Source organism: Dehalococcoides sp. THU4, assembly GCF_043231265.1.
Lineage (GTDB): Bacteria > Chloroflexota > Dehalococcoidia > Dehalococcoidales > Dehalococcoidaceae > Dehalococcoides > Dehalococcoides mccartyi.
Map to the genome: position 1 here is coordinate 302,775 of NZ_CP171266.1, position 21,694 is coordinate 324,468.

A 21,694-nucleotide genomic window follows, 5' to 3' on the forward strand; every position below is an offset into this window, starting at 1 on the left:
AATAAACACAGCCTTAAAAGGTGTCAAATACCCCCCGCATTAGACACCCAAGCGGGTCTGCCTTATAATTAAATAAGAATTATGCACGAACTATCCATAACCGAAGAACTGCTAAAAACAATTGTAGCCAAGGCTGAAGAAGCCAAAGCCCGTAAAATCAGCCGGATAAATCTGGTGATAGGCGAATATGCAGGCGTGGTGGAAGACAGCGTAAAAATGTGTTTTGATATACTCAGCCAGGACACTATGGCCAAGGGGGCACTTTTAGAATTTAAGCGCATACCCGCCGAGTTCCGCTGCCGTTTATGCGGCCATACCTTCCCTTCAGGGCAGCATGCACTGGTCTGCCCCAAATGTCAGGGCTGGAATGCCGAAGTGATAGCCGGCAACGAATTTTTTATTGAAAGCATTGAGGTAGATGATGAAAGTCAAAGTTCTTAAAAATATCACTGACATGAATGACCAGTTGGCTGCCAGAAACAAGGATATGTTTGCCGGAAAAGGCATACTTGTGATAAATGTCATGTCTTCACCCGGCGCCGGTAAAACCAGCTTGCTTCTTAAGACTATTGAGCTGCTGGGAGATGATGCCCGGGTGGGTGTGATAGAGGGTGATATAGCCTCAAGCGTAGATGCCGAAAAAATAGCCGCCACCGGTTCGCAGGCTATCCAGATAAATACAGACGGGGGCTGCCATCTGGATGCCAACATGGTAGCCTCAGCCGCAGACGGGCTGGAACTGGACGAGCTGGATATTATTTTTATTGAAAACGTGGGCAATCTGGTCTGCCCGGCCGGTTTTCAGCTGGGTGAGGCCAAAAGGGTAGTGCTGGCATCCGTGCCGGAGGGTGATGACAAACCCACTAAATACCCCTTTATGTTCAGGGATACAGACGTAATAGTCATAACCAAAATGGATTACCTGCCGCTTAGTGATTTTAATATGGAATCCTTCCGTAAAACAGTGCTGGGTCTAAACCCTGACGTCAAAATAATTGAGCTTTCAGTAAGGAATGGCCAGGGGCTGGACGAATGGACAGCCTGGCTGAAAAGCAACCTCCTAAAGGGGAAATAGATGCCCGCACCTAAGCAAACCAAGCGGTTTGCCTTTGCCATCAGCGGGATTGTCCAGGGGGTGGGCTTCCGCCCCTTTGTTTACCAGCTGGCCGCCAAACACGGCTTAAACGGCTGGGTCAGGAATACTTCTGCCGGAGTGGAAATAGAGGCCGAAGGGATTGAACAAGCGCTGGACAGCTTTTCCGATGAGCTAATTAGCCTCAGCCCGCCCCAGTCAGTCATTAAAACATTTAAACAGACTGAAATACCCTTAACAGGTGAAGAAGGTTTTAATATCAAACCCAGCCAGAGCCTTTCCGGGCGTTTTCAGCTGGTTTCACCGGATATAGCCACCTGCACCCAGTGCCAAAATGATATTCTTGACCCCCGGAACCGCCGTTACCGTTATCCCTTTACCAACTGCACCAACTGTGGCCCCCGTTTTACCATCATTGAGGACATACCCTATGACAGACCCCTGACCACCATGAAAGACTTTGAAATGTGCCCGGCCTGCCAGGCCGAATATGATAACCCTTTAGACCGCCGTTTCCATGCCCAGCCCAATGCCTGCCCGGTGTGCGGCCCCCGCCTCTGGCTGGCGGATAAAACCGGAAAAGAGCTTGAAAGTGCCGATGCTATAGCAGAAGCCGCAAAACTGCTGAAAGACGGCCGGATTTTAGCCATACGGGGTCTGGGGGGCTTTCTGCTGGCCGCTGACGCCACTAATCCGCTGGCGGTTAATACCCTCCGGCGCCGTAAACACCGCCCTTCCAAACCCTTTGCGGTTATGCTTCCTGATATAGCCGAAGCCCGCAAACACTGTTTTATATCTGCCGAAGAGGAAAAGCTGCTAATTTCACCCGCCGCACCCATTGTCCTTTGCAAATGGAACAGGGAAAGCCCCGTATGCCCCGAAACCGCCCCCAAACAAAATTATCTGGGCATAATGCTGGCGTATACCCCTCTCCACCACCTGCTTTTAAAGGACACGGGTAAACCCCTTATCATGACCAGCGGCAACCTGAGTGAAGAGCCCATTGCCAAAGACAATGACGAAGCCCTGAAACGGCTGGGCAATATAGCGGATTATTTTCTGCTTCACAACCGCCCCATTTACTCCCGTTATGATGACAGCGTGGTCATGTATGAGGCCGGTGCAAAAAGGGTAATCAGGCGGGGCAGGGGTTATGCCCCCTACCCTGTCCAGACCTCTTTTACGGATAAAGAAGTACTGGCGCTTGGTCCGCAGGAAAAAAACACCTTCTGTCTGCTTAGAGACGGTTATGCTTTTGTCAGCCAGCATATAGGGGATATGCAAAACCCCGAAACGCTGGACAGCTTTGAAGAAACCCTGGCGGTTTACCTGAAGCTATTCCGCTTAAACCCCCAAATAATAGCTTCAGACCTGCACCCCGGTTATATTACCACCGCTCTGGCTGAGGCACGCTCAGCCAGCCTTGACATACCTCTGGTCAAAGTCCAGCACCACCATGCCCATATTGCCTCCTGTCTGGCGGAAAACAACTGTGACGAAGAGGTTATCGGGGTGGCTCTGGACGGCACCGGCTACGGGCTGGACGGGCATATCTGGGGCGGGGAATTTTTCTGCGGGGGCATAAAACAGGGTTTTAGCCGCCAAGCCCATCTGGAATACCTGCCTCTCCCCGGAGGCGAAGCCGCCATTAAAAAACCCTACCGCACAGCCGTGTCATATGTCTATACACTGCTGGGGGAAGAGGGTTTGAACTTTTTTAAAGATATAGAACCGGAAGAACTGGATATCATAAAAACCCAGCTTGACCGGAAACTGAACTCACCCCTTACTTCCAGTGCGGGCAGGCTGTTTGATGCGGTTGCCGCCCTATGCGGAATCTGCCAAGTGGCAAACTATGACTCCCAACCGGCCATAGAGCTGGAAACCGAAGCCGGGGATACCGAATTTGCCCAGTGCTACCCCTTTGAGTTAGACTTAGACAATGGCATTTACCTGATACGGCTGAAGGGCATAATCCAAGACGTCCTTTCAGACCTTTCATCAGGCAAAACAGCCGCTTATATATCGGTAAAATTTCACAATACTGTCAGCCAGATAGTTCTGGACACCTGCCTAAGGCTTTCAGCCCAAAGCGGCCTTACCAAAGTAGCTCTTTCAGGCGGGGTTTTCCAGAACAGGCGGGTTTTCCGCCAGGTGATAAAAAAGCTGGAAGCAGAGGGATTTGAAGTGATTACCCATAAAGAAATCCCCTCTAATGACGGCTGCATATCACTGGGTCAGGCGGTAATAGCCGCCAGCCAAGGAGGAATATAATGTGCCTTGCAGTACCTGCCAAAATAATATCAGTTGAAGACGGGGTGGCGGAGGTAGACCTGAACGGGACTACCTATAAAGCCAGCCTGATGCTCACCCCCGAAGCCAAAGCGGGTGATTACGTACTGCTTCACACCGGCTATGCCATACAGGTAATAGACGAAAAAGACGCTTTGGAAACCCTGTCTATATTCAAGCAGATGGAGATGCTGTAAAGAGTGAATTTCATAGAGGAATTCCGCAGCAGCCAGTCAGGACGCACCCTGCTGGAATATATAAACAAACGTTCCACCAAGCCTGCCCGCTTTATGGAGTTTTGCGGCGGGCATACCGTAGCCATTTTCCGCTACGGCATCCGCCAGCTGCTGCCGCCCCATATTGAAATGCTGTCAGGGCCGGGCTGCCCTGTTTGTGTAACCTCTACCGCTGACCTGGACAAAGTCATAGCCCTGTCCAGGCTGCCAGGGGTTATAATCTGCTCATTCGGTGACCTGCTAAGGGTTCCCTCCAGCCGCCAGAGCCTGCTGGAAGTGAGGGCGGAAGGGGCGGACGTACGTATTGTCTACTCCACCATGGACGCACTGGAGATAGCCCGCCAGAACCCCTTGAAAAAGGTTATCTTTGTGGGTATAGGTTTTGAAACCACCGCCCCCACCATTGCCGCTTCGGTAATACAGGCGCGTAATCAGGGACTTGCTAATTATTATGTAATGTCACTCCATAAAATAACCCCGCCCGTCATGCGGGCTATACTGGATGCCGGTGAAACCCGCCTTTCGGGCATAATCTGCCCCGGCCATGTTTCTTCCATTACCGGCAGCAATGCCTGGGAATTTATTCCAGAGGAATACCATCTGGCATGTGCCGTGTCAGGCTTTGAAAGCCTGGACATACTCTACTGTGTCAAGTCTCTGGTAGACCAGGTGGAAGACGCAACTCCCCGTCTGGACGTCAGCTATTCACGGGCAGTCAAACCTGAAGGCAATACTGCCGCCCTTAAGATTATGGATGAAGTATTTGATATCTGCCCGGCCAACTGGCGGGGGATAGGTATTTTACCCCAAAGCGGCCTCTGCCTGCGGCCTGAATTTGCCGCTTTTGATGCCGAAAAAAACTTTGAGATAAAACTTTCCGAGCCCAGCCGCGAAACACCCGGCTGTCTGTGCGGTGAAATCATCAAAGGCACCCGGACACCTCTGGAATGCAAGCTTTTTTCAAAGGTCTGCACCCCGGAAAACCCGGTCGGGCCGTGCATGGTCTCCTCCGAGGGTACCTGCGCCGCCTATTACCACTACGGAGGCAAACTTGGATAAAACCAAAATCCTGCTGGCCCACGGTTCGGGCGGGCGCTTAACCCATGACCTTATCACCAAGCACCTTGTCCAGTCTCTGTCTAACTCGCTCTTAAATAAGCTGGATGATGCGGCTGTTTTTGAGTCCAAAGGGAAAACGGCTTTTACTACCGACAGTTACGTAGTAAACCCCATTTTCTTTCCCGGCGGCAATATAGGCAAGCTGGCAGTCTGCGGCACAGTCAATGACCTGTCTGTCATGGGGGCTGTCCCCAAATACCTCAGTCTGGCTTTTATCATTGAAGAAGGTCTGGACATATCCGCTCTGGAAGAGATAATAAAGTCTATTGCCGCTGCCGCTAAAGAAGCCGGGGTGGAGATAGTCACCGGAGACACCAAAGTGGTCAATACCGGCAAAGCCGACAAGATATTTATAAATACCGCCGGGGTAGGCTTCATACCCGAAGGGCTGGACATATCCGGTGCAAACGCACGCCCGGGTGATGCGGTAATTGTATCCGGCACTATGGGTGACCACGGCATAGCCATTATGGCCCAGCGGGAAGGGCTGAACTTTAAAACGGCAGTTGAAAGTGACTGCGCCCCCTTGAACGGGCTTATCACCGATATGCTCAAAGTCTGCCCCCGGATACACGTCATGCGTGACCCCACCAGAGGCGGACTGGCAACCACCCTTAACGAGATAGCCGGGCAGTCACAGGTGGGCATAGAACTTAACGAGGAGTCTATACCCGTAAAGCCGGCAGTGGGCGGTGCCTGTGAGGCACTCGGCCTTGACCCCCTGTATGTAGCCAACGAAGGGAAAATTATAGCTATAATGCCGGAAAAAGATGCCCCGGCTGTACTCTCTGCCATGAAAGCTCACCCTTACGGGAAAGACAGCGCCATTATCGGGCGAGTAATCTCCCCAAACCCCGGGCGGGTAAGCATACGCACCCCGCTGGGGGCGCTCCGCATACTGGATATGCAAAGCGGAGAGCTGCTGCCGCGCATCTGCTGAACTAACATCCCAAGCATTGACACAGGCTGGACAGTTATTCTGCCCGGCCTTTTTTATTTTTAAAATCTCCCCGAAATATCTTTCAGGCTGTATTGACAATGCCCGCTTTTAAACTATAATAGACTATATATTGAATGAATATTCAATGAACTTTAAAGGAAACGCCCATGCCCGAAACAGCCAAACCGGAAACCCGCAGAATACAGGCTGAAAAACGCCGCCAGGAAATACTGGACGCTGCCCTAAAGGTATTTGCCGAACAAGGCTATCAGGGGGCAACTATCAGCCAGATATCTGAAACCGCCGGAACATCACTGGGGCTGCTTTACCATTACTTCTCCAATAAGGAAGCCCTGATGGAGGCGGTAATAGCCGAACACAGTTTCCTGCCCCTGTTAAAAAACATAATAGCCAAACAGGGTAAACAGAGTATCGAATCTGTCCTCAGCCAGCTCTGTCTTCAGTTTTACCGCCTGCTGGAATCAAAAAAAGAGCTGGTGGCTATCTTTCTGCGGGAAGGAACCAGCAATCCGGCCGTCAGCCAGGTCTGGTTCAGCATGATACGCCAGGGGGTAACTTCGCTCATCTCCCTACTTGACCAGGGCGTCAAGCAAGGGGTTTTAAAAGAACACCGTCTGGACGTTACTGCCCGTACACTGATGTCAGCGGTAGTTATGCTTTACCTGACCCGGGAAGCTTACGGAGAGGGATTTACCAGCCCGGAAGATTTTATCCCCCAAATGATAGCCAGCCAGCTTTCCGGCATAAAGTCCCCCCAAAAAGAATAGGAGAATAGAATGAAACTGGAACGCAAACATGGATTCGGCATTATGGCACTTGGCTGTCTTATACTTACGGGAGCAGTACTGGTATTTATATCCATACCGGAGTGGGGCAATTTTATCGGCTCGTACTTTCAGGGCATAAACCCGGATGACTATTCCGCCCAGGTTATACCCCTGCTTACCACCTGGAAAAGCCTGTTCAGCCCGCTGCTTGCCCAGGTGGGCGGTTACATGAAAGCAGCCGGAATATTCGGGGGCTGTGCCCTCAGTATTATGGGGCTGATAGCCCTGTTTGTGGGGACTACCATCGCCCGCCAAAGTGCAAAATCTGCCTGAAAACTCTTTGAAAAGCGATGCCGGACGAAAGCTAAACTGCCCTCAGGCGGAGTTGACTTAGGGGGCAGTTTAGTAGTAAGATACTTCTCTAGATTTTTACGATTTAGGAGTGTAGCTCAGTCCGGTAGAGCAGCGGTCTCCAAAACCGCCGGTCGAGGGTTCGAATCCTTCCACTCCTGCCATATTGGCCGAGATGGTGGAATGGCAGACACGCTAGCTTGAGGGGCTAGTGAGTGATGAGCTCGTGGGAGTTCAAATCTCCCTCTCGGCACCAATAAGTTATAGGGGCGGAAGTAGTTCAGCGGTAGAATGCCTCCTTGCCAAGGAGGAGGTCGCGAGTTCGAATCTCGTCTTCCGCTCCAAAATCACTTATCTGGCGTAAAATCTAGTCTTTGGCTGGGCGACGTAGCCAAGTGGCAAGGCAGGGGTCTGCAAAACCCCTATTCAGCGGTTCGAATCCGCTCGTCGCCTCCAGATACTTTCAATCCCCATCAACTTCCCGCAATTTTCATTCTGCTTTTCAGCCTTTCCAAAATCAGTATTGACCGCCTTATCTTTTGCTTTCGCAAGGCTGATACCGGAAATACCTGCCGTTTAATGCGTATTTCGGCATAAAAAACCCGTGCCGCCGGACTGCAATCCGAAGCAAACACGGGTATAAATTTTATAAAGATGGCAAAATGCAGTTATTTAGATGTTTTTGCCGCTGACAACCTTCCAGATTAACTTTAAGCGATACCCCAGAAACGCCAGCAAGGGCACTGCTATGAAAAATGACATAAACAGCAGGTCGGAGTTCTGGTTAAGATGGGTAACTTCGGCCAGGCCGATAGTAAGCAGTACCCCCAGAACAGCCCCTAACACCCCCAGTCCGGCAGAACCCGCATAAGGCGTCCGGAAACGCAGCCAGATCATAGCCATGCTAAGCCCCAGAGGGTAACCCAGAATTATGCCCAGTACAGCCCCGCCCAAAGCGGCAAAACCGGCTGAATCAGAGCCGATGGCAACTACTGCCAGAGTGCTGAATACAAGCGCCCCGGCAATCCCCCCGCCAAACAGAATACCCAAAGCCAAAACATGTTTCAAAAAACCCGGAGCTTCAAATATATTTTTTATCTTCATTATTCCAGTATAGCGTTTTTCCTTGAAAGAAGCACCGTAAGACGCTAAAATGGCGTTACTAATTAGCCGGGGTGGCGGAATCGGCAGACGCAGCGGACTTAAAATCCGCCGGAGCAATCCTTGTGGGTTCGACCCCCACCCCCGGCACCACTTTGAGGCTGCAATATGCCTTTACTCTTTGTCCTGCTAAGTTACCTGCTGGGCACATTCTTGTCCGCCTATCTGGCCGGATACCTGAGCACAGACCGAGATATCCGCCTGATGGGTGACCACAACATGGGCGCCCAGAATGCCTACCGCTGCCTCGGCCGCGGCTGGGGTTTAGCAGTCTTCGTTTTTGACCTTGCCAAAGGCTCTCTGGCCATTATACTGGCTCTGGCGGCTGGTCTCAGCCCCGGCTGGGTGATGTTTTGCGGCTTGGCCGCAGTTCTGGGGCATAACTGGCCTGTCTGGCTGGGATTCAGGGGAGGGCGGGGTGAGGCAACCGCCATAGGGGTAATGCTGCTAATCGCCACCCAGCCCATGCTTATTATGGGGGGTCTGGGCTTGCTGGTACTGCTGTTTACTTCCAGCGTAATTGCGGCTTCGGCAGTTATGTTCGGGCTTCTGTGGCTGGCGGTTATACTTTACGGACTGCCCGGCGGAGTGGTCGCTTACAGTATCGGCCTGCCGGTAGTAGTGGGACTGACCCATTTTATCCGCAGCCGCAAAAACCGCCTTTAAACGGCATAAAAAATCCGGGGCTCATCCCGGATACTTTACATACTTACCCTTAGAAACTCAGGCCTTTTCTGTCCAGCCCAGTTTCTGCCAGAGCCTTTCAAACCAGCCTTTTTTAGGTGCTTTGTCAGGAGTGTTGTCACCCGGTGCATTCAGCATTTTCAGCTGACTCTCCATCTGCTTAATCTTTTCAGTGGCCGCCCCAAGTTGGGCGGCTAAAGCCAGATTTTTCTCATGCAATTCACGCACCACGTCCATAAACTGGACCGGCGTCTGGATAGTCTGCAACGACAGGTCTTCCTCGTCTTCCTTCTTCAGGTCAGAGGGGATTTCATAAATGCGGTATTCCTCACCGAAAGAGCCGGGAACAAGCTCCGCCTGTATCTTGCCGGACTTAATATAACGCCGGATGGTACGGGTGGAAACACCCAGTAAATCAGCGGCTTGGGCAATCGTCATACCTTCTTTAGTCATGGCTTGACAAGTGTAGTCAAAGGCACAAGTTTTGTCAAGGGGTCAGCGGGCTTTATTCCAAAGCTGTACGGCAGGCAAATATTGCTCACCGGGCGGTATGCCCCCAAAATGGAAAAGCCGGGCATGATTCACATCCCCGGCTATTTCAACAAACAGATAAAAAAACCTTATGCTTTGCCGATTTTGAACATTTTGGTGCCGCAATCGGGGCAAACACCCTGAGTAGCGGGACGGCCGTTCTTCATGGTGATCTGCTTGGTATTTTTCATTTCCTTCTTAGCGCGGCATTTCATACAATAACCCTGCATAGCTTACCTCCTATTAGATTTGTATAAACGATAAAACACTCTGAACGCAATGTCAAGCCTTTAGCCAACATTTTTTAGCTATATTTTAGTTTAGCTCCCCCCGCCAACCGCCCCAAGTATCTCCTCAAGACGCAAACCCTTGATAATCATGCTGATTGCAATAGCCGCCAGAAACAGGCTGAAAATGCGTGACATAGCTTTGAGACCGCCCTGCCCCATGTAGTGAATAAACCATTCGTTAGACTTGAAAATAAGCCAGGTTGCCAGCATATTCAGGCCAAAGGAAATTAGTACTATATACACGGGAAATTGGTTTACCAGCAAAATCAGGGTGGTAATAGTGGCCGGCCCCATGGTAAGGGGAGTACCTATGGGCACAACCGCCACCATCTCCTCCTTGATAACCTCCACCATGTGCCCGCTGGTCATATAGCGTATGGCAAAAAGCAGCAGGATAATACCGCCGGCAATGGCAAACGCCCCTACGGATATTCCCATCAGATCCAGTATCAGTTTGCCCATAAAAAGAAACACTAGCCCCAGCAGGGAGGCGGTGATAACTGAAAGGTTGACTACTTTTTTGCGTTCTCCGGCGGGAATTTGGTCAGTAATGGATATTACAAAAGGCAGATTACCCACCGCATCCACCACTATAAACAGCGGCACAAAGGTCAGCAGAATATCATTCCAGAACTCACTCATGCATTTATTACACTCCTACCCCAGAATGCTATGTCCTCAAGGTATATTCTGTCAACACCTGTTGCCACCGTTGCCGTCAGGTTTATAATAATTTATCACAGGCAAGGATTTATTTTGATAAAATATCTGTTTAAAACTGTCTGGCACTTTGATGCCCCGCCCCAAAAGGTCTGGGAGCTGATTAAAGATGCCCGCAGTATGCCCGAATGGTGGCCGGGGGTAAAGCGGTTTGAAATACTGTCTAAAGAACAGGAAATGCTGCCGGGCTGCCGCATACAGACAGCAGTAAAGGGGCTAACCGGAGACCTGAACTTTGAGCTGGAAATAACCAAAGCTGTACCCTTCGGTGAAATAGTGATGCAAAGCCGGGGGGACTTGACGGGACAGGGGGTCTGGACACTTACCGCTGACAATGGCAATACTATCAGCACCTATATCTGGGAAGTAAGCACCACCGGCAAGCTGATGAATTTCCTGGGTTTTGGCTTTAAGCCGCTATTTATCTGGAATCACAACCGGGTAATGAAAGCCGGATATACAGCCCTTAAAAAACGCCTCTGAAAAGGCTACTTGGAGCTTAGAGACAAAGGCAGCAGGTAGGTTTGACCGGGACGGCGGTTAAGATATGACTTGGTATATTCCTGAGGGAATGAATAGACTATCTGAACCTTGGGGTGTTCCAGCCAGAACAGGAAAACGCCCACCACCTGGGGCTTAGTGCCGAACGGCCCTATCACCATGTTATAGGTGGTCTTGACTTCATCATAAATAGACTCAAGTATATTGCGGACTGCCCAGGGATTATCCGCCGGAGCCTGCCGCACCTCTACCGATGGCTGGGAAAGCAGGTACTCGTTATTTTTCTCGGCGTATTTCAGGTATTCAAGGTTGCTGTCACGGGGGGCGGTTATCAGGGCAATGGTACGGGTGGGATTAAACTGCTTCCAGACCGAAAGCGCCCGTTCAGGTTCAAAACCCAGGAACAGCACCAGAACATTGTCTTTTTCCAGAGATATATTCCCGAAGTAATTGGTAACCGTGCTTATCTGCTGCACGCCCTGAGTCAGGCGGGTGGGGGAATAAGACTGGGTGGTATGAATCATACGGGGCAGTCCCAGATTAGCCTCAGCCACCAGGTAATGCATCAACCCCAGCAGGTAGACCTTGGTAAAGCCTGATATATCCACCGTTATAAACGGCTCTTCGGAATCTTTGGGTTTACACCTGTGCCAGATACTCTTTAACTGGCCGATACCGTCAACCGGGTCTTCGCGCTGGCAGCGGATAACAAACAAACCCTCAGCCGTTTTGCGGGAGAGAATAGCCTGTATCTTGGCCAGGTTTACTTCCACCAGTTCTTCATGGCGGGGTTCTTCAATCACAAAAATAATGGAATAGCGGGCCCGGAAATTCGGGCTCATCCGCTGGACAGAGGTAACACACCGTTCTTCAAAACTGGCACAACAGACAAAAAGGTCATCAGGCCCGTATTCGTTAAGACGGGTCAGCACCTCTATCAAGATTGGTTCTTCAGCAGCCTTCATGGCCTCTCCAGACAAACCCGCATTTTGCCCAAATATAAACGGAATCAGTCAATAAGTCAAATTGACGCAAAGCAGGGCAGGGACACTAACGGCCAAATATCCCCCGCTATATCATCCACAACACCCATTTAAAGCCCTTTACCAAACAGCTATAATGATATAATCTAAATAACAGACAGGAGAGTGACATGCTGTATTTCGCCTACGGACAGACCCTCAGCCGCAAACAAATGAAGGAAATCTGCCCGGACGCTGCCCCCAAACAGAGTGCCTCTCTGGCTAACTACAAGCTGGTTTTCCTGGGCTATTCACGCAAATGGCACGGGGCACTGGCCAGCATCAAACCTTCCCGCGGTGACAGAGCCAAAGGCGGGCTTTACGAAATCAGCGAATCAGGGCTGCGCAAACTGGACGCCCATGAAGAGTATCCGGCTAACAGCGAACGAATAAAAGTAAATGTCCATGATGATGACGGCAATCTGCTGGAAGCCTTTACCCATACCCGCCGCCGCTCTGATGACGAGGGCAAACCCTCCGCCGAATATCTGGCCGTAATCCAGCAGGCTTACCATGAATGGGGGCTTATCTGACCCCTGGACAGCGCTTGACAGCCCAGATGCCATGTCAAGGGGAAGTTAATAACCAGCTTCAGAAATAATTTGAAGCTTATCCAAGTAGCCATTGACAAAGGAATAATCAGAGAGATACCCGGATTTTCTCAGCATAACAGGTAAGAAATTTTATCTGATTTGAAGGAGGCACAAAATGACTGGTATCAGCCTGGCACTTAATCCCCGGCAGGTTTTCGGCAACAAAAACAAACTCCTGAGGGCTCAGGGAATAACCCCGGTCCACATCTTCGGTCACGGCCTGAAATCACTGGCACTTCAGGCGAATACACTGGAACTTGAGTCTACCATCAGCCGGGCGGGCAGTTCCCACCTGGTAAGCCTAAAACTGGATACGGACAAAAAGACCCGCAAGGCATTTATACGTGAAATACAGCGCCACCCGGTAAAAGGCTATCTCCAGCACGTAGATTTTTACCAGATAAACTTGAAAGAGAAAGTAACAGCGGAAATCCCCATCCATTTCAGCGGGGAGTCACCCCTTCTCAAAGAAAAAGGCCACAAACTGACCGCCCCCTTCACCCACCTTACGGTTGAAGCCCTGCCGGATGACCTTCCGCCGGAAATACATATTGAGCTATCCCAATTTGACAGTCCGGAAAAAGACCTTTACATAAAAGATATCGTCCTGCCCGGTAATGCCCGGATACTGAACGAGCCTGACCTTCTGGTGGCCAAAGTAAGCGAAATCCACCTTAAGGTCGAAGCCCCGGTAGCGGCCAGCCTGCCTGAAGAACCCGAAGAAAAACCGACTGCCGCTGCTGAAGAAAAAGAAACCGCTGAAAAGGAATAAAAATCCAACCCTTATGATAATAGATTTTCATACCCATATTTTCCCGCCCGAAATCATTGCAGCCCGGCAGGACTACGCCTGCCGGGATAGCTGTCTGGAGATGCTGTATTCAAATCCCAAAGCCAAAATGATTACCGCAGAGGAACTGTTAACAGCAATGGACGAAGCCGGCATAAGTCAGGCGGTAACCCTTAATATCAGCTGGGATTCAGCCGAACTGTGCGCACTTACCAATAACTACCTGTTGGATTCTGCCCGCCGCTATCCCAAAAGGCTTATCCCGTTTTGCGCTTTACCTGTTTCAGACCCGGCGGCCAGCCTTAAGGAACTGGAGCGCTGCCTTGAGCTGGGAGTAAAGGGCTTGGGTGAACTCCGCACCGAAGAGCCGGAAAGACTGGCTGCCCCTGCCTATCAACCCCTGTTTGACCGGATATCCGAAAACGGCCTAATCTGCCTTTTTCACGCCTCAGAGCCGCTGGGGCATATCTACTCCGGCAAGGGCAATACCACTCCGGAAAAGTTTTACCCCTTTGTTGCCCGCTACCCTGAGCTTAAGCTGGTACTTGCCCATCTGGGCGGGGGTATGCCCTTTTACCACCTTATGCCCGAAGCTGAAAAAGCGCTGGCCAATACCGCCTATGACACCGCCGCCGCCCCTTTCCTGTACAAGCCGGAGATTTACCGGCAGGTCATAACCCTGAGCGGGGAAAGTAAACTCCTTTTCGGCAGTGATTACCCCCTGATGGCTTATGAACGCACCTTGAAACATCTGGCACAAGGCTGTCTTGAGCCGGATATACTGGAAAAGGTAATGCAGCAAAACGCCCTGAACTGGCTGGGCGAAGGGAAAGACCAGTCTTGACCGAAGGACTTATCCGCACCTTTATTGCCGTAGAACTGCCGCCGGAGCTCAAAACCAGACTCGCCGGTCTCCGGGATGCATTACCCATACCATCACAAGCTGTCAAATGGGTAAACCCCGAATCAATGCATCTGACTATCAAATTCCTGGGGGATACCCCGTTAAGCCAAATACCCAATATCATAAAGGGGCTGGAGAAAGCCGCACAGGTCTGCCACGCCTTTACCCTATCCACCACCCGCATAGGGGCTTTCCCCTCACTTTCAAGCCCCAAGGTAATCTGGCTGGGGCTGGAGGGTGAGATAGAAAAACTAAATACCCTCTTTGCGGAGGTTGAAAAAAATATTTCAGGGCTGGGTTTTCCGGCAGAAAAACGGGATTTTGCTCCCCACCTAACCCTGGGGCGTCTTAAGGAGGGGGCTGCAAAAAGTGACCTGCAAACCGCCGCCGAATCACTTAAAACCGCACCCCCCGTTCCTAAAACCAGTTTCAAAGCCTCGCATATCTGTCTCTTTAAAAGCCAGCTTTTACCTGCCGGGCCGGTATACACCAGACTGGCCCAAATCAGCCTCGCCTAGTCTTGTCAGGATAAGCCTCTTGGAGTATACTCAATCAACTTAAAACAAGGTCTCAGCCGGGAGGTAGCTTCGTGGAGAATACAGGTTTTCCGAAATGTTTAAAATGCAATCAGGGTGATTTGCTACCCCTGTCAGACTTTGGCAGCCAGGGTGCGTCCATCCATTACAAAGCCTGGGTCTGTTCCAACCCCAACTGCGGCTTCAACCTTAAAATCCGCAACGGGGATATATATATAAACGAACCCATCATAAACGGCAACAACCGCCAGCACTAGGCCGGGAAACGCCAGCTCAATCTGCCGGGGGGCAAACAGATGAAACTTTGGCATCAATCCCTCAAGGATACCCTTCTTGACTTAGTCTTTCCCCAGCAGTGTCTGGTCTGCGGCAAAGAAGGCACGCTGTTTTGTGCCAAATGCAGTGGCAGCCTGAGTTATATCACTCCGCCGGTCTGCTCACTCTGCGGCCATCATACCGGAGATGACGGGGTTTGCCCCATGTGTCTTTCCGGCAAAATCCATCTGGACGGGCTGCGTTCGGTTTTCAACTTTGAAGGCGGCATTGCCCAAGCCATATATGCCCTGAAATACCACAACCTGCGTTCGGTTGCCCCCTTGCTGGGGGATTTTCTGGCAGACTACCTGAAACAAAACCCCATTCCGGCTGATGTTGTTGTGCCTGTACCCCTCCACCCCAGCCGCTTGAAATACCGCGGCTACAACCAGTCCCTGCTGCTGGCAAGGGAACTCTGCCGCAGAACAGGTTTGAAACTGGATGAACACTGGCTAGAACGTTCACTGTCATCTGCCCCGCAGGCACGTACCAAAAGCCGCACCGAACGTCTGGAAAATGTCAAAAATGCATTTATTTTCAAATACCCCACGACAACCGCCCCCAGGGTGATTATAATAGATGATGTAGCAACCACAGGCGCTACCCTGAATGCCTGCGCCGCCACTCTTAAAGAGGCTGGTGCCCTCAGCGTATGGGGGCTGAGCATAGCCAGAGAAAGATAGAGGAGTGTAGAGTATGGAGATTCAGATTACCACCAAGAATTGCCGCCTGGACAACCGCACCCGCAGTTATATCCAACGCAAAATGGGACGGATAACCCGGATACTGCCCCAGATTTCCGAATTCAGGATAGAACTTGACGAGGAACAAACCCGTTCCCAGGCAGACCATTTTATCCTTAAAGCCACTCTCAATACCGGTACAGACGTACTTTACGCTGAAGAACGGGCAGAAAACCTGCTGACCGCCGCTGACCGGGCGGTAGAGGTGCTTAACCAGCAGATTGACCATGCCAAAGGCAAGATGGAAGTAAAAGCGCGCAATCGTGAAAGTATACGCCTCAGTCAGCCGGAGACATTTTCATCTCCCAAAGAGCCCCTAATCCGAAGACGCAAACAAGAGGCCAAACCCATGACCGTAGAAGAAGCGGTCAACCAGATGCACCTATCAGGTGAAGAATACCTGCTCTTTTTGGGCCCGGATACCAAACGGGTAAACCTGCTCCGCCGCTTTGCTGACGGCAAGTTTGAGCTGGTTGAACCCGTACCGGAGTAGTTTTTGATGTCCGGCCTTCCTCCTCAACATACCCAGGAGACCGCAGGCTCAAAAATCAGGGGCGGGTAACCGCTTTTGAGTAGAGTTACACCAAACGGCCCAAAACCCGTCTCCAGCAGGGTTAAGGCTGCCGCCGGTATAAGCTGGGGTATTCTTGAAATCCAACCGGGTTGGGTTGGGGTAATGGCATCTGCACAGGGAATCTGCCGCCTTACCCTGCCCCAGCCCGGCCAAACCGAAGCACTGGCAGAGCTTAAACCGCCGGCGGAGGCTATCCGTACGGACAGCCTTTTCAACCCCCTGGCAACGAAACTTGAAAGCTATTTTCAGGGGAAGGAAACTGATTTCCCGTTCAGCCTTGACCTTAGCGGGTACACCCCGTTTGAATCACAGGTGTTTAAGACCTGCGCCCTTATACCCTACGGTCAAACCGCCAGTTACGGCCAGATAGCCCGCCGGATAGCCCGCCCCAAAGCCGCCAGAGCAGTAGGGCAGGCTCTCCATAAAAACCCCGTGCCTATACTGATACCCTGCCACAGGGTGATTGCCGCAAACGGCAAAACAGGCGGTTTTAACGGGGGCACCAATATAAAATGCTGGCTGCTTACTCTGGAAGCTAGGAAACCTTAAGGTTGATAACCAGCGTATCAGCGGGTATGGAATCCCACGGGCGGGAATAATAAAACCGGAGTTCGGTCTCATCTGTATCCAATGCCCTCAGACGGAAATATTCGGTTCCGCCGCCGCCAACTGCAGCACTGCCCGCATCATCCGGCGTATAGGTTTTTTCAACCAGATATACTTTGGAGCTGGCAGACTGAAATTCCCAGCTATAACCGGTAGTGGGGTTAGATGGCAAAGCCACTATAAACTCATCCCCAGCCCGGCATTCAATCAGAGTATCCGCATCTGTATAAGTTTTGACCTCCGGACTGCAGCCGGAAAAGGCCAGACTGAAAGTGCAGACCAGACTAAGTATCAAAACAGCAGATTTCTTCATTTTCCACCCCTTAAGCCCGGGTTTACTCCGGGTTTCCCCCGAACAGTTCTGCCCGGTATATATGGCGTTTAGCCTCGGAAACGTGCTTCAGTTTCAAATTTAAAAAACCTGTTTCATACTCTCCCATAAGGCCGGCAGCCGCAAAACTGAAATAGCAGTTATCCCCGATAATAATATGGTCTAAAGCCCGTATTTTCATCACCATGGCGGCATATACCAGCTCACGGGTCAGGTCTTTATCTGCCTGCGAAGGCTCGGTCTTGCCGGAAGGGTGGTTATGAACAAAAATAAGGGCGGAGGCATTTTGGGAAATAGCCGCCCCAATCACCTCCCGGGGGATAACACAACCGCTGGCCACTGTCCCGCTAAAAAGGTCTGCCACCTCCAGCACCCGGTGCTGGCTGTCCAGATATATTACCTTGAAAACCTCTTTTTTCAGACCCCGCATGGCGCAATACAGGTAATCAAACACCTGCTGAGCGGTATTGCAGACCGGTTTTTCCATAATCCCGTCCTTAAGGTAGCGCCGGGATACTTCCCTGATAAGGGTAAGGGCCATGGAGTTGACCTCGCCTATTCCCTTTATGCTTGAAAGTTCAGCGGGGGAGGCTTCCAGCACCGCCCTAAGGCTGCCGAAGTGTTTTATAGCCTCTTTGGCCGCTTGCTTGCAATCACGGCGGGGAGTCCCTAAGGTAAGCAGCAGCTCCACCACTTCATAATCATTCAGCCCGTCCAGACCGGCCTTAAGGAAACGCTCACGCAGACGCTGGCGATGCCCGGCGTTCGGGTTAGAGGGTGAAACAGAGGGGGTATCCTCAGTCTTCTTGGGCGAGTTCATCCGGCTCTTCATTCTGCACTTGCAAATCCGCCAATATCTCTTTGGCCTGAGTAAGGTGCTCTTTCAAAACATATAGACTGACCGGCAGCAAAGTTATACCCAGATACGGAAACACCTGCTTCGCTCGCAGAGTGGAGGGAATACCCTCCCCCTCCAGAAAACCCTGCCACATTTCCGCCACTATCTGGTTAGGGGCTACCCCGGCCAGTTCCAGTTTATCCGCTTGGGGCATTATTCTCCAGCCTCACATTGGCACTGCCCACCAGGGCGGCAAGCTTGCTTTTAAGCTCCGGACAATAGTATACCCAGATATCCGGCATTTTCAATATGAAAACCCGTTCGTGGTTTACCACGCACAGCCGTACCTCAGTTTCACCGGGGTATTGCTTCAATATTTCCACTACTTCGTTCAAGCAGTCAATATCCCGGCCCTCATTTTCGGTCTGCTGGATACAGACCACCAGCCGCTGCAGCTGGGGAGCCGGGGGCTCTTTGTCTTCCGCCTTCGGCTGGGGAGCGTTTATAAATACCGGGGCCGCTTTTTTATCTGTTTCCGGCTGATACCGGCTTACTTTTTCCGCATGAATTGATACCCTGTCTCCACGAACCACAGCTTTACCTTCCACTAATAGAATATTCCCCTCCTCCCAGAGGGCTTTAGTTGCGGCATATACTTTAGGCCAGGCGGCTACTTCCACCCGCCCCACCAAATCTTCTATTTCCGCCATTACAAACGGTTTGCCTTCGCGGGTAGCCGAAACCCGCACCGAAGCCACCATACCGGCCACCGTTACCGGCTGGTTATCCAGTTCCTCATCTATCTGGCCACACAAGGCGGTAGTTACCTCCTGAGCCGCACTGGCATAAGGGGTAAAAGGGTGTTCAGATATGAATATGCCTACCAGCTCTTTTTCCCACTGGAGCTTTTCACGGGTGGTAACCGGTGATTCCGCCATCTCCAGACTGGGCATGGGCATGGGTGACTGCTGACCGAAAAGGTCAAACATGGTAGTCTGGTTTGAATCTTTCAGCTTCTGTTCCCGCTGAACCAGGGAAAGTATATTCGGCAGATTAAAAAGGAGAGTCCCCCGGTCACCCAGGCTGTCCAGCGCCCCGGCTTTGACCAGACTTTCCATTACCCGCTTGTTAAGTGATGACCCTTCCGCCCGGCGGCATAAATCCTCAACAGACAGATACTCCCCGTTGGCTTTTCTCTCTGCCACAATCGGTTCCACCGCCGCGACCCCAACATTCTTGACCGCCGCCAGCCCGAAGCGGATTTTCTTAACCCCGTCTTCGTTTTGCTCTATTTCAAAATTAACCCCGCTGCGGTTAATATCCGGCGGCAGCACCTCTATCCCCATATGGCGGGCTTCGGTAACAGCGGTTACCACTTTTTCAGTCACATCGCAAAATGCCTGGAGATAGGCGGTTATATACTCAACCGGATAGTTGGCTTTTAAGTAAGCCGTCTGGTAGGCGATAAGGGCATAGCTGGTGGCATGAGCCTTGTTAAAGGCATAACCGGCAAAGGGCTCAACCAGAGCAAACACCTCTTCGGCTATTTCAGGGGTATAGCCGTTTTTCAAAGCCCCGTCAATAAAATTGGCTTTCTGTTTCTGCATAACGGCCGCAATCTTCTTGCCCATGGCCTTGCGGAGTATATCCGCCTGTCCCAGGGTATAGCCGGAAAAGGTCTGGGCTATAAACAGCACCTGCTCCTGGTAAACAATAACACCGTAAGTTTCTTCCAGTATGGGTTCAAGGGCGGGGTGGGGGTAGGTGATAGGCTCAAGCCCGTGCTTGGATTTGATAAAACGGGGTATCTGTTCCATAGGGCCGGGGCGGTACAAAGCCACCATAGCGCCTATATCTGAAAATACAGTCGGTTTCAGCTCTTTAATATAGCGGCGCATACCCGTGCCTTCCAGCTGGAAAACACCCACCGTTTCGCCGGCCGCCAGCAGCTCAAAGGTTTTTGCATCGTCAAGGGGTATGGCCAGGGGGTCAATATCCTGCCCGGTGTATTCTTTGATAACCGCACAGGCCTTGCCAAGTATATTCAGGTTGACCAGCCCCAGAAAATCCATTTTGAGCAAGCCAATCTTGGCAATATCTTCCATGGTGTACTGGGTCATGACCAGACCCAGATTATTTTCTTTGCTCAGGCGCTGCAGGGGTACATGGTCTGTCAGCGGGTCTTTGGAAATAACCACCCCGGCGGCATGGGTGGAAGCATGGCGGGAAAGCCCCTCTATCTTGCGGGCGGCATCCACCAGATTACGGACCACCGAATCCTGATTGTACATATCTTTCAGTTCGGCGCTTTCTTCCATAGCCTTGTCCAGGGTCATGTGAAGGGAGAATGGTATAACCTTGGCTACACTGTCCACATCAGCATAGGCCATGCCAAGCGCCCGCCCCGCATCCCGCACCGCCGCTTTTGCCCCCAGCGTACCAAAGGTAATAATCTGGGAAACATGGTCACGCCCGTACTTGCCCACCACATATTCAATGACCTCCTCGCGGCGGTCATCCTGAAAGTCCATGTCTATATCAGGCATTTCCTTGCGTTCAATATTCAGAAAACGCTCAAAAACCAGCTTATATTTAATAGGGTCAAGGGCGGTAATACCCAGACAGTACAGCACTATAGACGAAGCGGCGCTGCCGCGGACGCCGTAATACAAACCCTTTTCTTTTACAAAACGGATAATATCCCAGGTAACCAGAAAGTAATTGGCAAACTCGGTGGTTTTAATAACATCCAGCTCATATTTCAGGCGGTCAAGTATCTCCTGGCTGGCATCAGGATAAAACTTGGGCAGCCCCTCATAACACAGGTCTGCCAGATACTCATCCGGGGTTTTACCGGCAGGTATATCTATCTCCGGCAGGTGCAAACGCCCGAAATCCAGGCTTACGTTGCACATTTCGGCTATCTTGGCGGTGTTTTCAATGGCATCCGGTATATCCTGATAGGCTTCCGCCATTTCTTCAGGAGATTTCAGGTAAAAATAATCACCCTCCATCTTCATCCGTTTTTCGTCACTGACCAGCGCATTTGTGCCTATGCAGAGCAGCAGGTCATGATAAGGGGCATCTTCTTTATCCAGATAATGGGTATCATTGGTAGCTACCAAAGGTATATCCAGCTCCCGTGCCATGGGAATAAGAACGCTGTTTATCTTTTCCAAATCCGGCATGGGGTGGCGCTGGATTTCTATATAGTAGTTTTCAAAAGTTTTCTTGTACCACAGGGCGGCCTCTCTGGCTTCATCAAAGCGGTTTTCCAGTATCAGGCGGGGTACTTCCCCCGAAGGACAGGCCGAAAGGCAGACCAGCCCTTCCGAATATTTTTCAAGCAGCTCTTTATCTATCCGGGGTTTATAGTAAAAACCCTCTATGTGTGAACGGGAACTTAACTGGATAAGGTTGTGATAGCCTTTGTTATTTTTAGCCAGCAGCACCAGATGGTAATAGTTTTTATCTGCCGCTGTTTTGGCGGTACGGTCACCATATGCCAGATAGAATTCACTGCCCAGTACCGGTTTTATACCTGCTTCTTTGGCCTCTTTGTAAAAACGGGGAATACCGTGCATAGTACCATGGTCGGTAATAGCCAGCGCCTCCATGCCAAGTTCTTTGGCACGGGCTACCAGCTGGGAGATACGGCACATACCGTCCAGCAGGCTGAATTCGGTGTGGACATGCAAATGACAAAACATAGACTTTCCTAAGGGCAGATTATAAC

Annotated in this window: 27 protein-coding genes and 5 tRNA genes; 23 read left to right on the top strand and 9 right to left on the bottom strand. The window is 51.2% G+C overall.

All coding sequences use genetic code 11. From position 1 onward, the window contains the following. The first annotated feature begins 81 nt into the window (after window positions 1-81). The 12 genes from hypA to ACE6F3_RS01645 all read left to right on the top strand — a co-directional run bounded on the left by hypA (window position 82) and on the right by ACE6F3_RS01645 (window position 7,275). Complete coding sequence (gene hypA / locus ACE6F3_RS01590) at window positions 82-441, top strand: hydrogenase maturation nickel metallochaperone HypA (RefSeq protein ID WP_010937115.1); 360 nt, start codon at window positions 82-84, stop codon at window positions 439-441. Beyond that, complete coding sequence (gene hypB / locus ACE6F3_RS01595) at window positions 422-1,075, top strand: hydrogenase nickel incorporation protein HypB (RefSeq protein ID WP_340713113.1); 654 nt, start codon at window positions 422-424, stop codon at window positions 1,073-1,075. The genes hypA and hypB overlap by 20 nt, the downstream gene beginning before the upstream one ends. Continuing rightward, window positions 1,076-3,367 carry a carbamoyltransferase HypF gene (hypF, locus tag ACE6F3_RS01600; RefSeq protein WP_324664728.1) on the top strand — a complete coding sequence of 764 codons (2,292 nt, stop codon included), beginning with the start codon at window positions 1,076-1,078 and terminating at the stop codon, window positions 3,365-3,367. After that, complete coding sequence (locus ACE6F3_RS01605; RefSeq protein ID WP_010937118.1) at window positions 3,367-3,582, top strand: HypC/HybG/HupF family hydrogenase formation chaperone; 216 nt, start codon at window positions 3,367-3,369, stop codon at window positions 3,580-3,582. Before hypF ends, ACE6F3_RS01605 begins: the two co-directional genes overlap by 1 nt. Window positions 3,583-3,585: 3 nt before the next feature. Then, entirely contained in the window at window positions 3,586-4,680 is a 1,095-nt protein-coding gene (hypD, locus tag ACE6F3_RS01610) for a hydrogenase formation protein HypD (RefSeq protein ID WP_023652733.1), read from the top strand. Then, on the top strand, window positions 4,673-5,680 hold the full coding sequence (gene hypE / locus ACE6F3_RS01615) for a hydrogenase expression/formation protein HypE (RefSeq protein ID WP_392654811.1): 1,008 nt from the start codon (window positions 4,673-4,675) through the stop codon (window positions 5,678-5,680). Before hypD ends, hypE begins: the two co-directional genes overlap by 8 nt. Before the next feature lie 167 nt (window positions 5,681-5,847). Beyond that, entirely contained in the window at window positions 5,848-6,468 is a 621-nt protein-coding gene (locus ACE6F3_RS01620) for a TetR/AcrR family transcriptional regulator (protein ID WP_096476925.1), read from the top strand. Between the two features lie 9 nt (window positions 6,469-6,477). After that, window positions 6,478-6,801: a hypothetical protein gene (locus ACE6F3_RS01625; protein WP_278532399.1), complete on the top strand. Its 324-nt coding sequence runs from the start codon at window positions 6,478-6,480 to the stop codon at window positions 6,799-6,801. Window positions 6,802-6,906: 105 nt separating this feature from the next. Beyond that, window positions 6,907-6,983, top strand: a tRNA-Trp gene (locus tag ACE6F3_RS01630). Window positions 6,984-6,988: 5 nt separating this feature from the next. After that, window positions 6,989-7,075 (top strand) — tRNA-Leu (locus tag ACE6F3_RS01635). A gap of 13 nt (window positions 7,076-7,088) precedes the next feature. Next, window positions 7,089-7,163 (top strand) — tRNA-Gly (locus ACE6F3_RS01640). Between the two features lie 37 nt (window positions 7,164-7,200). Continuing rightward, window positions 7,201-7,275: transfer RNA gene (locus tag ACE6F3_RS01645), tRNA-Cys, on the top strand. A 216-nt stretch (window positions 7,276-7,491) separates the two neighbouring features. Here ACE6F3_RS01645 and ACE6F3_RS01650 read toward each other — a convergent pair. Continuing rightward, window positions 7,492-7,923 (bottom strand): hypothetical protein, encoded by a 432-nt coding sequence (locus ACE6F3_RS01650; protein WP_096476927.1) that lies wholly within the window; start codon window positions 7,921-7,923, stop codon window positions 7,492-7,494. Window positions 7,924-7,988: 65 nt separating this feature from the next. Here ACE6F3_RS01650 and ACE6F3_RS01655 point away from each other — a divergent pair. Beyond that, window positions 7,989-8,073, top strand: a tRNA-Leu gene (locus ACE6F3_RS01655). Window positions 8,074-8,088: 15 nt separating this feature from the next. Then, window positions 8,089-8,646 carry a glycerol-3-phosphate acyltransferase gene (locus ACE6F3_RS01660; protein ID WP_324664739.1) on the top strand — a complete coding sequence of 186 codons (558 nt, stop codon included), beginning with the start codon at window positions 8,089-8,091 and terminating at the stop codon, window positions 8,644-8,646. 57 nt (window positions 8,647-8,703) lie between these two features. Here the strand turns inward: ACE6F3_RS01660 and ACE6F3_RS01665 are convergent, their stop codons facing one another. From ACE6F3_RS01665 to ACE6F3_RS01675, 3 genes are all read right to left on the bottom strand, one after another. After that, window positions 8,704-9,117 (bottom strand): helix-turn-helix domain-containing protein, encoded by a 414-nt coding sequence (locus ACE6F3_RS01665; RefSeq protein WP_010937126.1) that lies wholly within the window; start codon window positions 9,115-9,117, stop codon window positions 8,704-8,706. A 167-nt stretch (window positions 9,118-9,284) separates the two neighbouring features. Continuing rightward, window positions 9,285-9,425: a DUF5679 domain-containing protein gene (locus ACE6F3_RS01670; RefSeq protein ID WP_010937128.1), complete on the bottom strand. Its 141-nt coding sequence runs from the start codon at window positions 9,423-9,425 to the stop codon at window positions 9,285-9,287. Window positions 9,426-9,515: 90 nt separating this feature from the next. Further along, the gene (locus ACE6F3_RS01675; protein ID WP_010937129.1) at window positions 9,516-10,127 is read right to left on the bottom strand and encodes a MarC family protein; all 612 of its coding nucleotides are present in this window, start codon (window positions 10,125-10,127) and stop codon (window positions 9,516-9,518) included. Window positions 10,128-10,241: 114 nt separating this feature from the next. Between ACE6F3_RS01675 and ACE6F3_RS01680 the strand changes: the two genes are divergently transcribed. Further along, a complete protein-coding gene (locus ACE6F3_RS01680; RefSeq protein ID WP_324664742.1) occupies window positions 10,242-10,688 on the top strand; it encodes an SRPBCC family protein in 447 nt (148 codons plus the stop codon). 5 nt (window positions 10,689-10,693) lie between these two features. Here ACE6F3_RS01680 and ACE6F3_RS01685 read toward each other — a convergent pair whose 3' ends face one another. Further along, the gene (locus ACE6F3_RS01685; protein WP_010937131.1) at window positions 10,694-11,671 is read right to left on the bottom strand and encodes a hypothetical protein; all 978 of its coding nucleotides are present in this window, start codon (window positions 11,669-11,671) and stop codon (window positions 10,694-10,696) included. A 188-nt stretch (window positions 11,672-11,859) separates the two neighbouring features. Here ACE6F3_RS01685 and ACE6F3_RS01690 point away from each other — a divergent pair, with 188 nt between their 5' ends. From ACE6F3_RS01690 to ACE6F3_RS01725, 8 genes are all read left to right on the top strand, one after another. Next, window positions 11,860-12,261, top strand: coding sequence for a gamma-glutamylcyclotransferase family protein (locus ACE6F3_RS01690; protein WP_324664745.1), 402 nt, complete (start codon window positions 11,860-11,862; stop codon window positions 12,259-12,261). A 175-nt stretch (window positions 12,262-12,436) separates the two neighbouring features. Next, complete coding sequence (locus ACE6F3_RS01695) at window positions 12,437-13,093, top strand: 50S ribosomal protein L25/general stress protein Ctc (protein ID WP_324664747.1); 657 nt, start codon at window positions 12,437-12,439, stop codon at window positions 13,091-13,093. Between the two features lie 13 nt (window positions 13,094-13,106). Next, complete coding sequence (locus tag ACE6F3_RS01700; RefSeq protein ID WP_324664749.1) at window positions 13,107-13,955, top strand: amidohydrolase family protein; 849 nt, start codon at window positions 13,107-13,109, stop codon at window positions 13,953-13,955. Continuing rightward, on the top strand, window positions 13,952-14,533 hold the full coding sequence (gene thpR / locus ACE6F3_RS01705; RefSeq protein ID WP_324664751.1) for an RNA 2',3'-cyclic phosphodiesterase: 582 nt from the start codon (window positions 13,952-13,954) through the stop codon (window positions 14,531-14,533). The genes ACE6F3_RS01700 and thpR overlap by 4 nt, the downstream gene beginning before the upstream one ends. Window positions 14,534-14,604: 71 nt before the next feature. Further along, entirely contained in the window at window positions 14,605-14,808 is a 204-nt protein-coding gene (locus ACE6F3_RS01710) for a hypothetical protein (RefSeq protein WP_010937137.1), read from the top strand. A 39-nt stretch (window positions 14,809-14,847) separates the two neighbouring features. Beyond that, window positions 14,848-15,549, top strand: coding sequence for a ComF family protein (locus ACE6F3_RS01715; RefSeq protein WP_324664753.1), 702 nt, complete (start codon window positions 14,848-14,850; stop codon window positions 15,547-15,549). A 13-nt stretch (window positions 15,550-15,562) separates the two neighbouring features. Then, window positions 15,563-16,102 (top strand): ribosome hibernation-promoting factor, HPF/YfiA family, encoded by a 540-nt coding sequence (gene hpf, locus ACE6F3_RS01720; RefSeq protein WP_324664755.1) that lies wholly within the window; start codon window positions 15,563-15,565, stop codon window positions 16,100-16,102. Window positions 16,103-16,177: 75 nt separating this feature from the next. Next, complete coding sequence (locus ACE6F3_RS01725; protein WP_324664757.1) at window positions 16,178-16,732, top strand: methylated-DNA--[protein]-cysteine S-methyltransferase; 555 nt, start codon at window positions 16,178-16,180, stop codon at window positions 16,730-16,732. On the opposite strand, the gene ACE6F3_RS01730 is transcribed toward ACE6F3_RS01725, so the two are convergent. The 4 genes from ACE6F3_RS01730 to ACE6F3_RS01745 are packed head-to-tail and all read right to left on the bottom strand — an operon-like array spanning window position 16,719 to window position 21,668. Then, on the bottom strand, window positions 16,719-17,102 hold the full coding sequence (locus ACE6F3_RS01730) for a protease inhibitor I42 family protein (RefSeq protein WP_324664759.1): 384 nt from the start codon (window positions 17,100-17,102) through the stop codon (window positions 16,719-16,721). The two genes, ACE6F3_RS01725 and ACE6F3_RS01730, sit on opposite strands and share 14 nt — an antisense overlap. A 22-nt stretch (window positions 17,103-17,124) precedes the next feature. Further along, a complete protein-coding gene (radC, locus tag ACE6F3_RS01735) occupies window positions 17,125-17,940 on the bottom strand; it encodes a DNA repair protein RadC (RefSeq protein WP_392655079.1) in 816 nt (271 codons plus the stop codon). Beyond that, complete coding sequence (locus ACE6F3_RS01740) at window positions 17,918-18,172, bottom strand: putative signal transducing protein (RefSeq protein ID WP_324664763.1); 255 nt, start codon at window positions 18,170-18,172, stop codon at window positions 17,918-17,920. Before ACE6F3_RS01740 ends, radC begins: the two co-directional genes overlap by 23 nt. Then, window positions 18,156-21,668 (bottom strand): DNA polymerase III subunit alpha, encoded by a 3,513-nt coding sequence (locus ACE6F3_RS01745; protein ID WP_324664765.1) that lies wholly within the window; start codon window positions 21,666-21,668, stop codon window positions 18,156-18,158. Before ACE6F3_RS01745 ends, ACE6F3_RS01740 begins: the two co-directional genes overlap by 17 nt. Window positions 21,669-21,694: the final 26 nt, after the last annotated feature.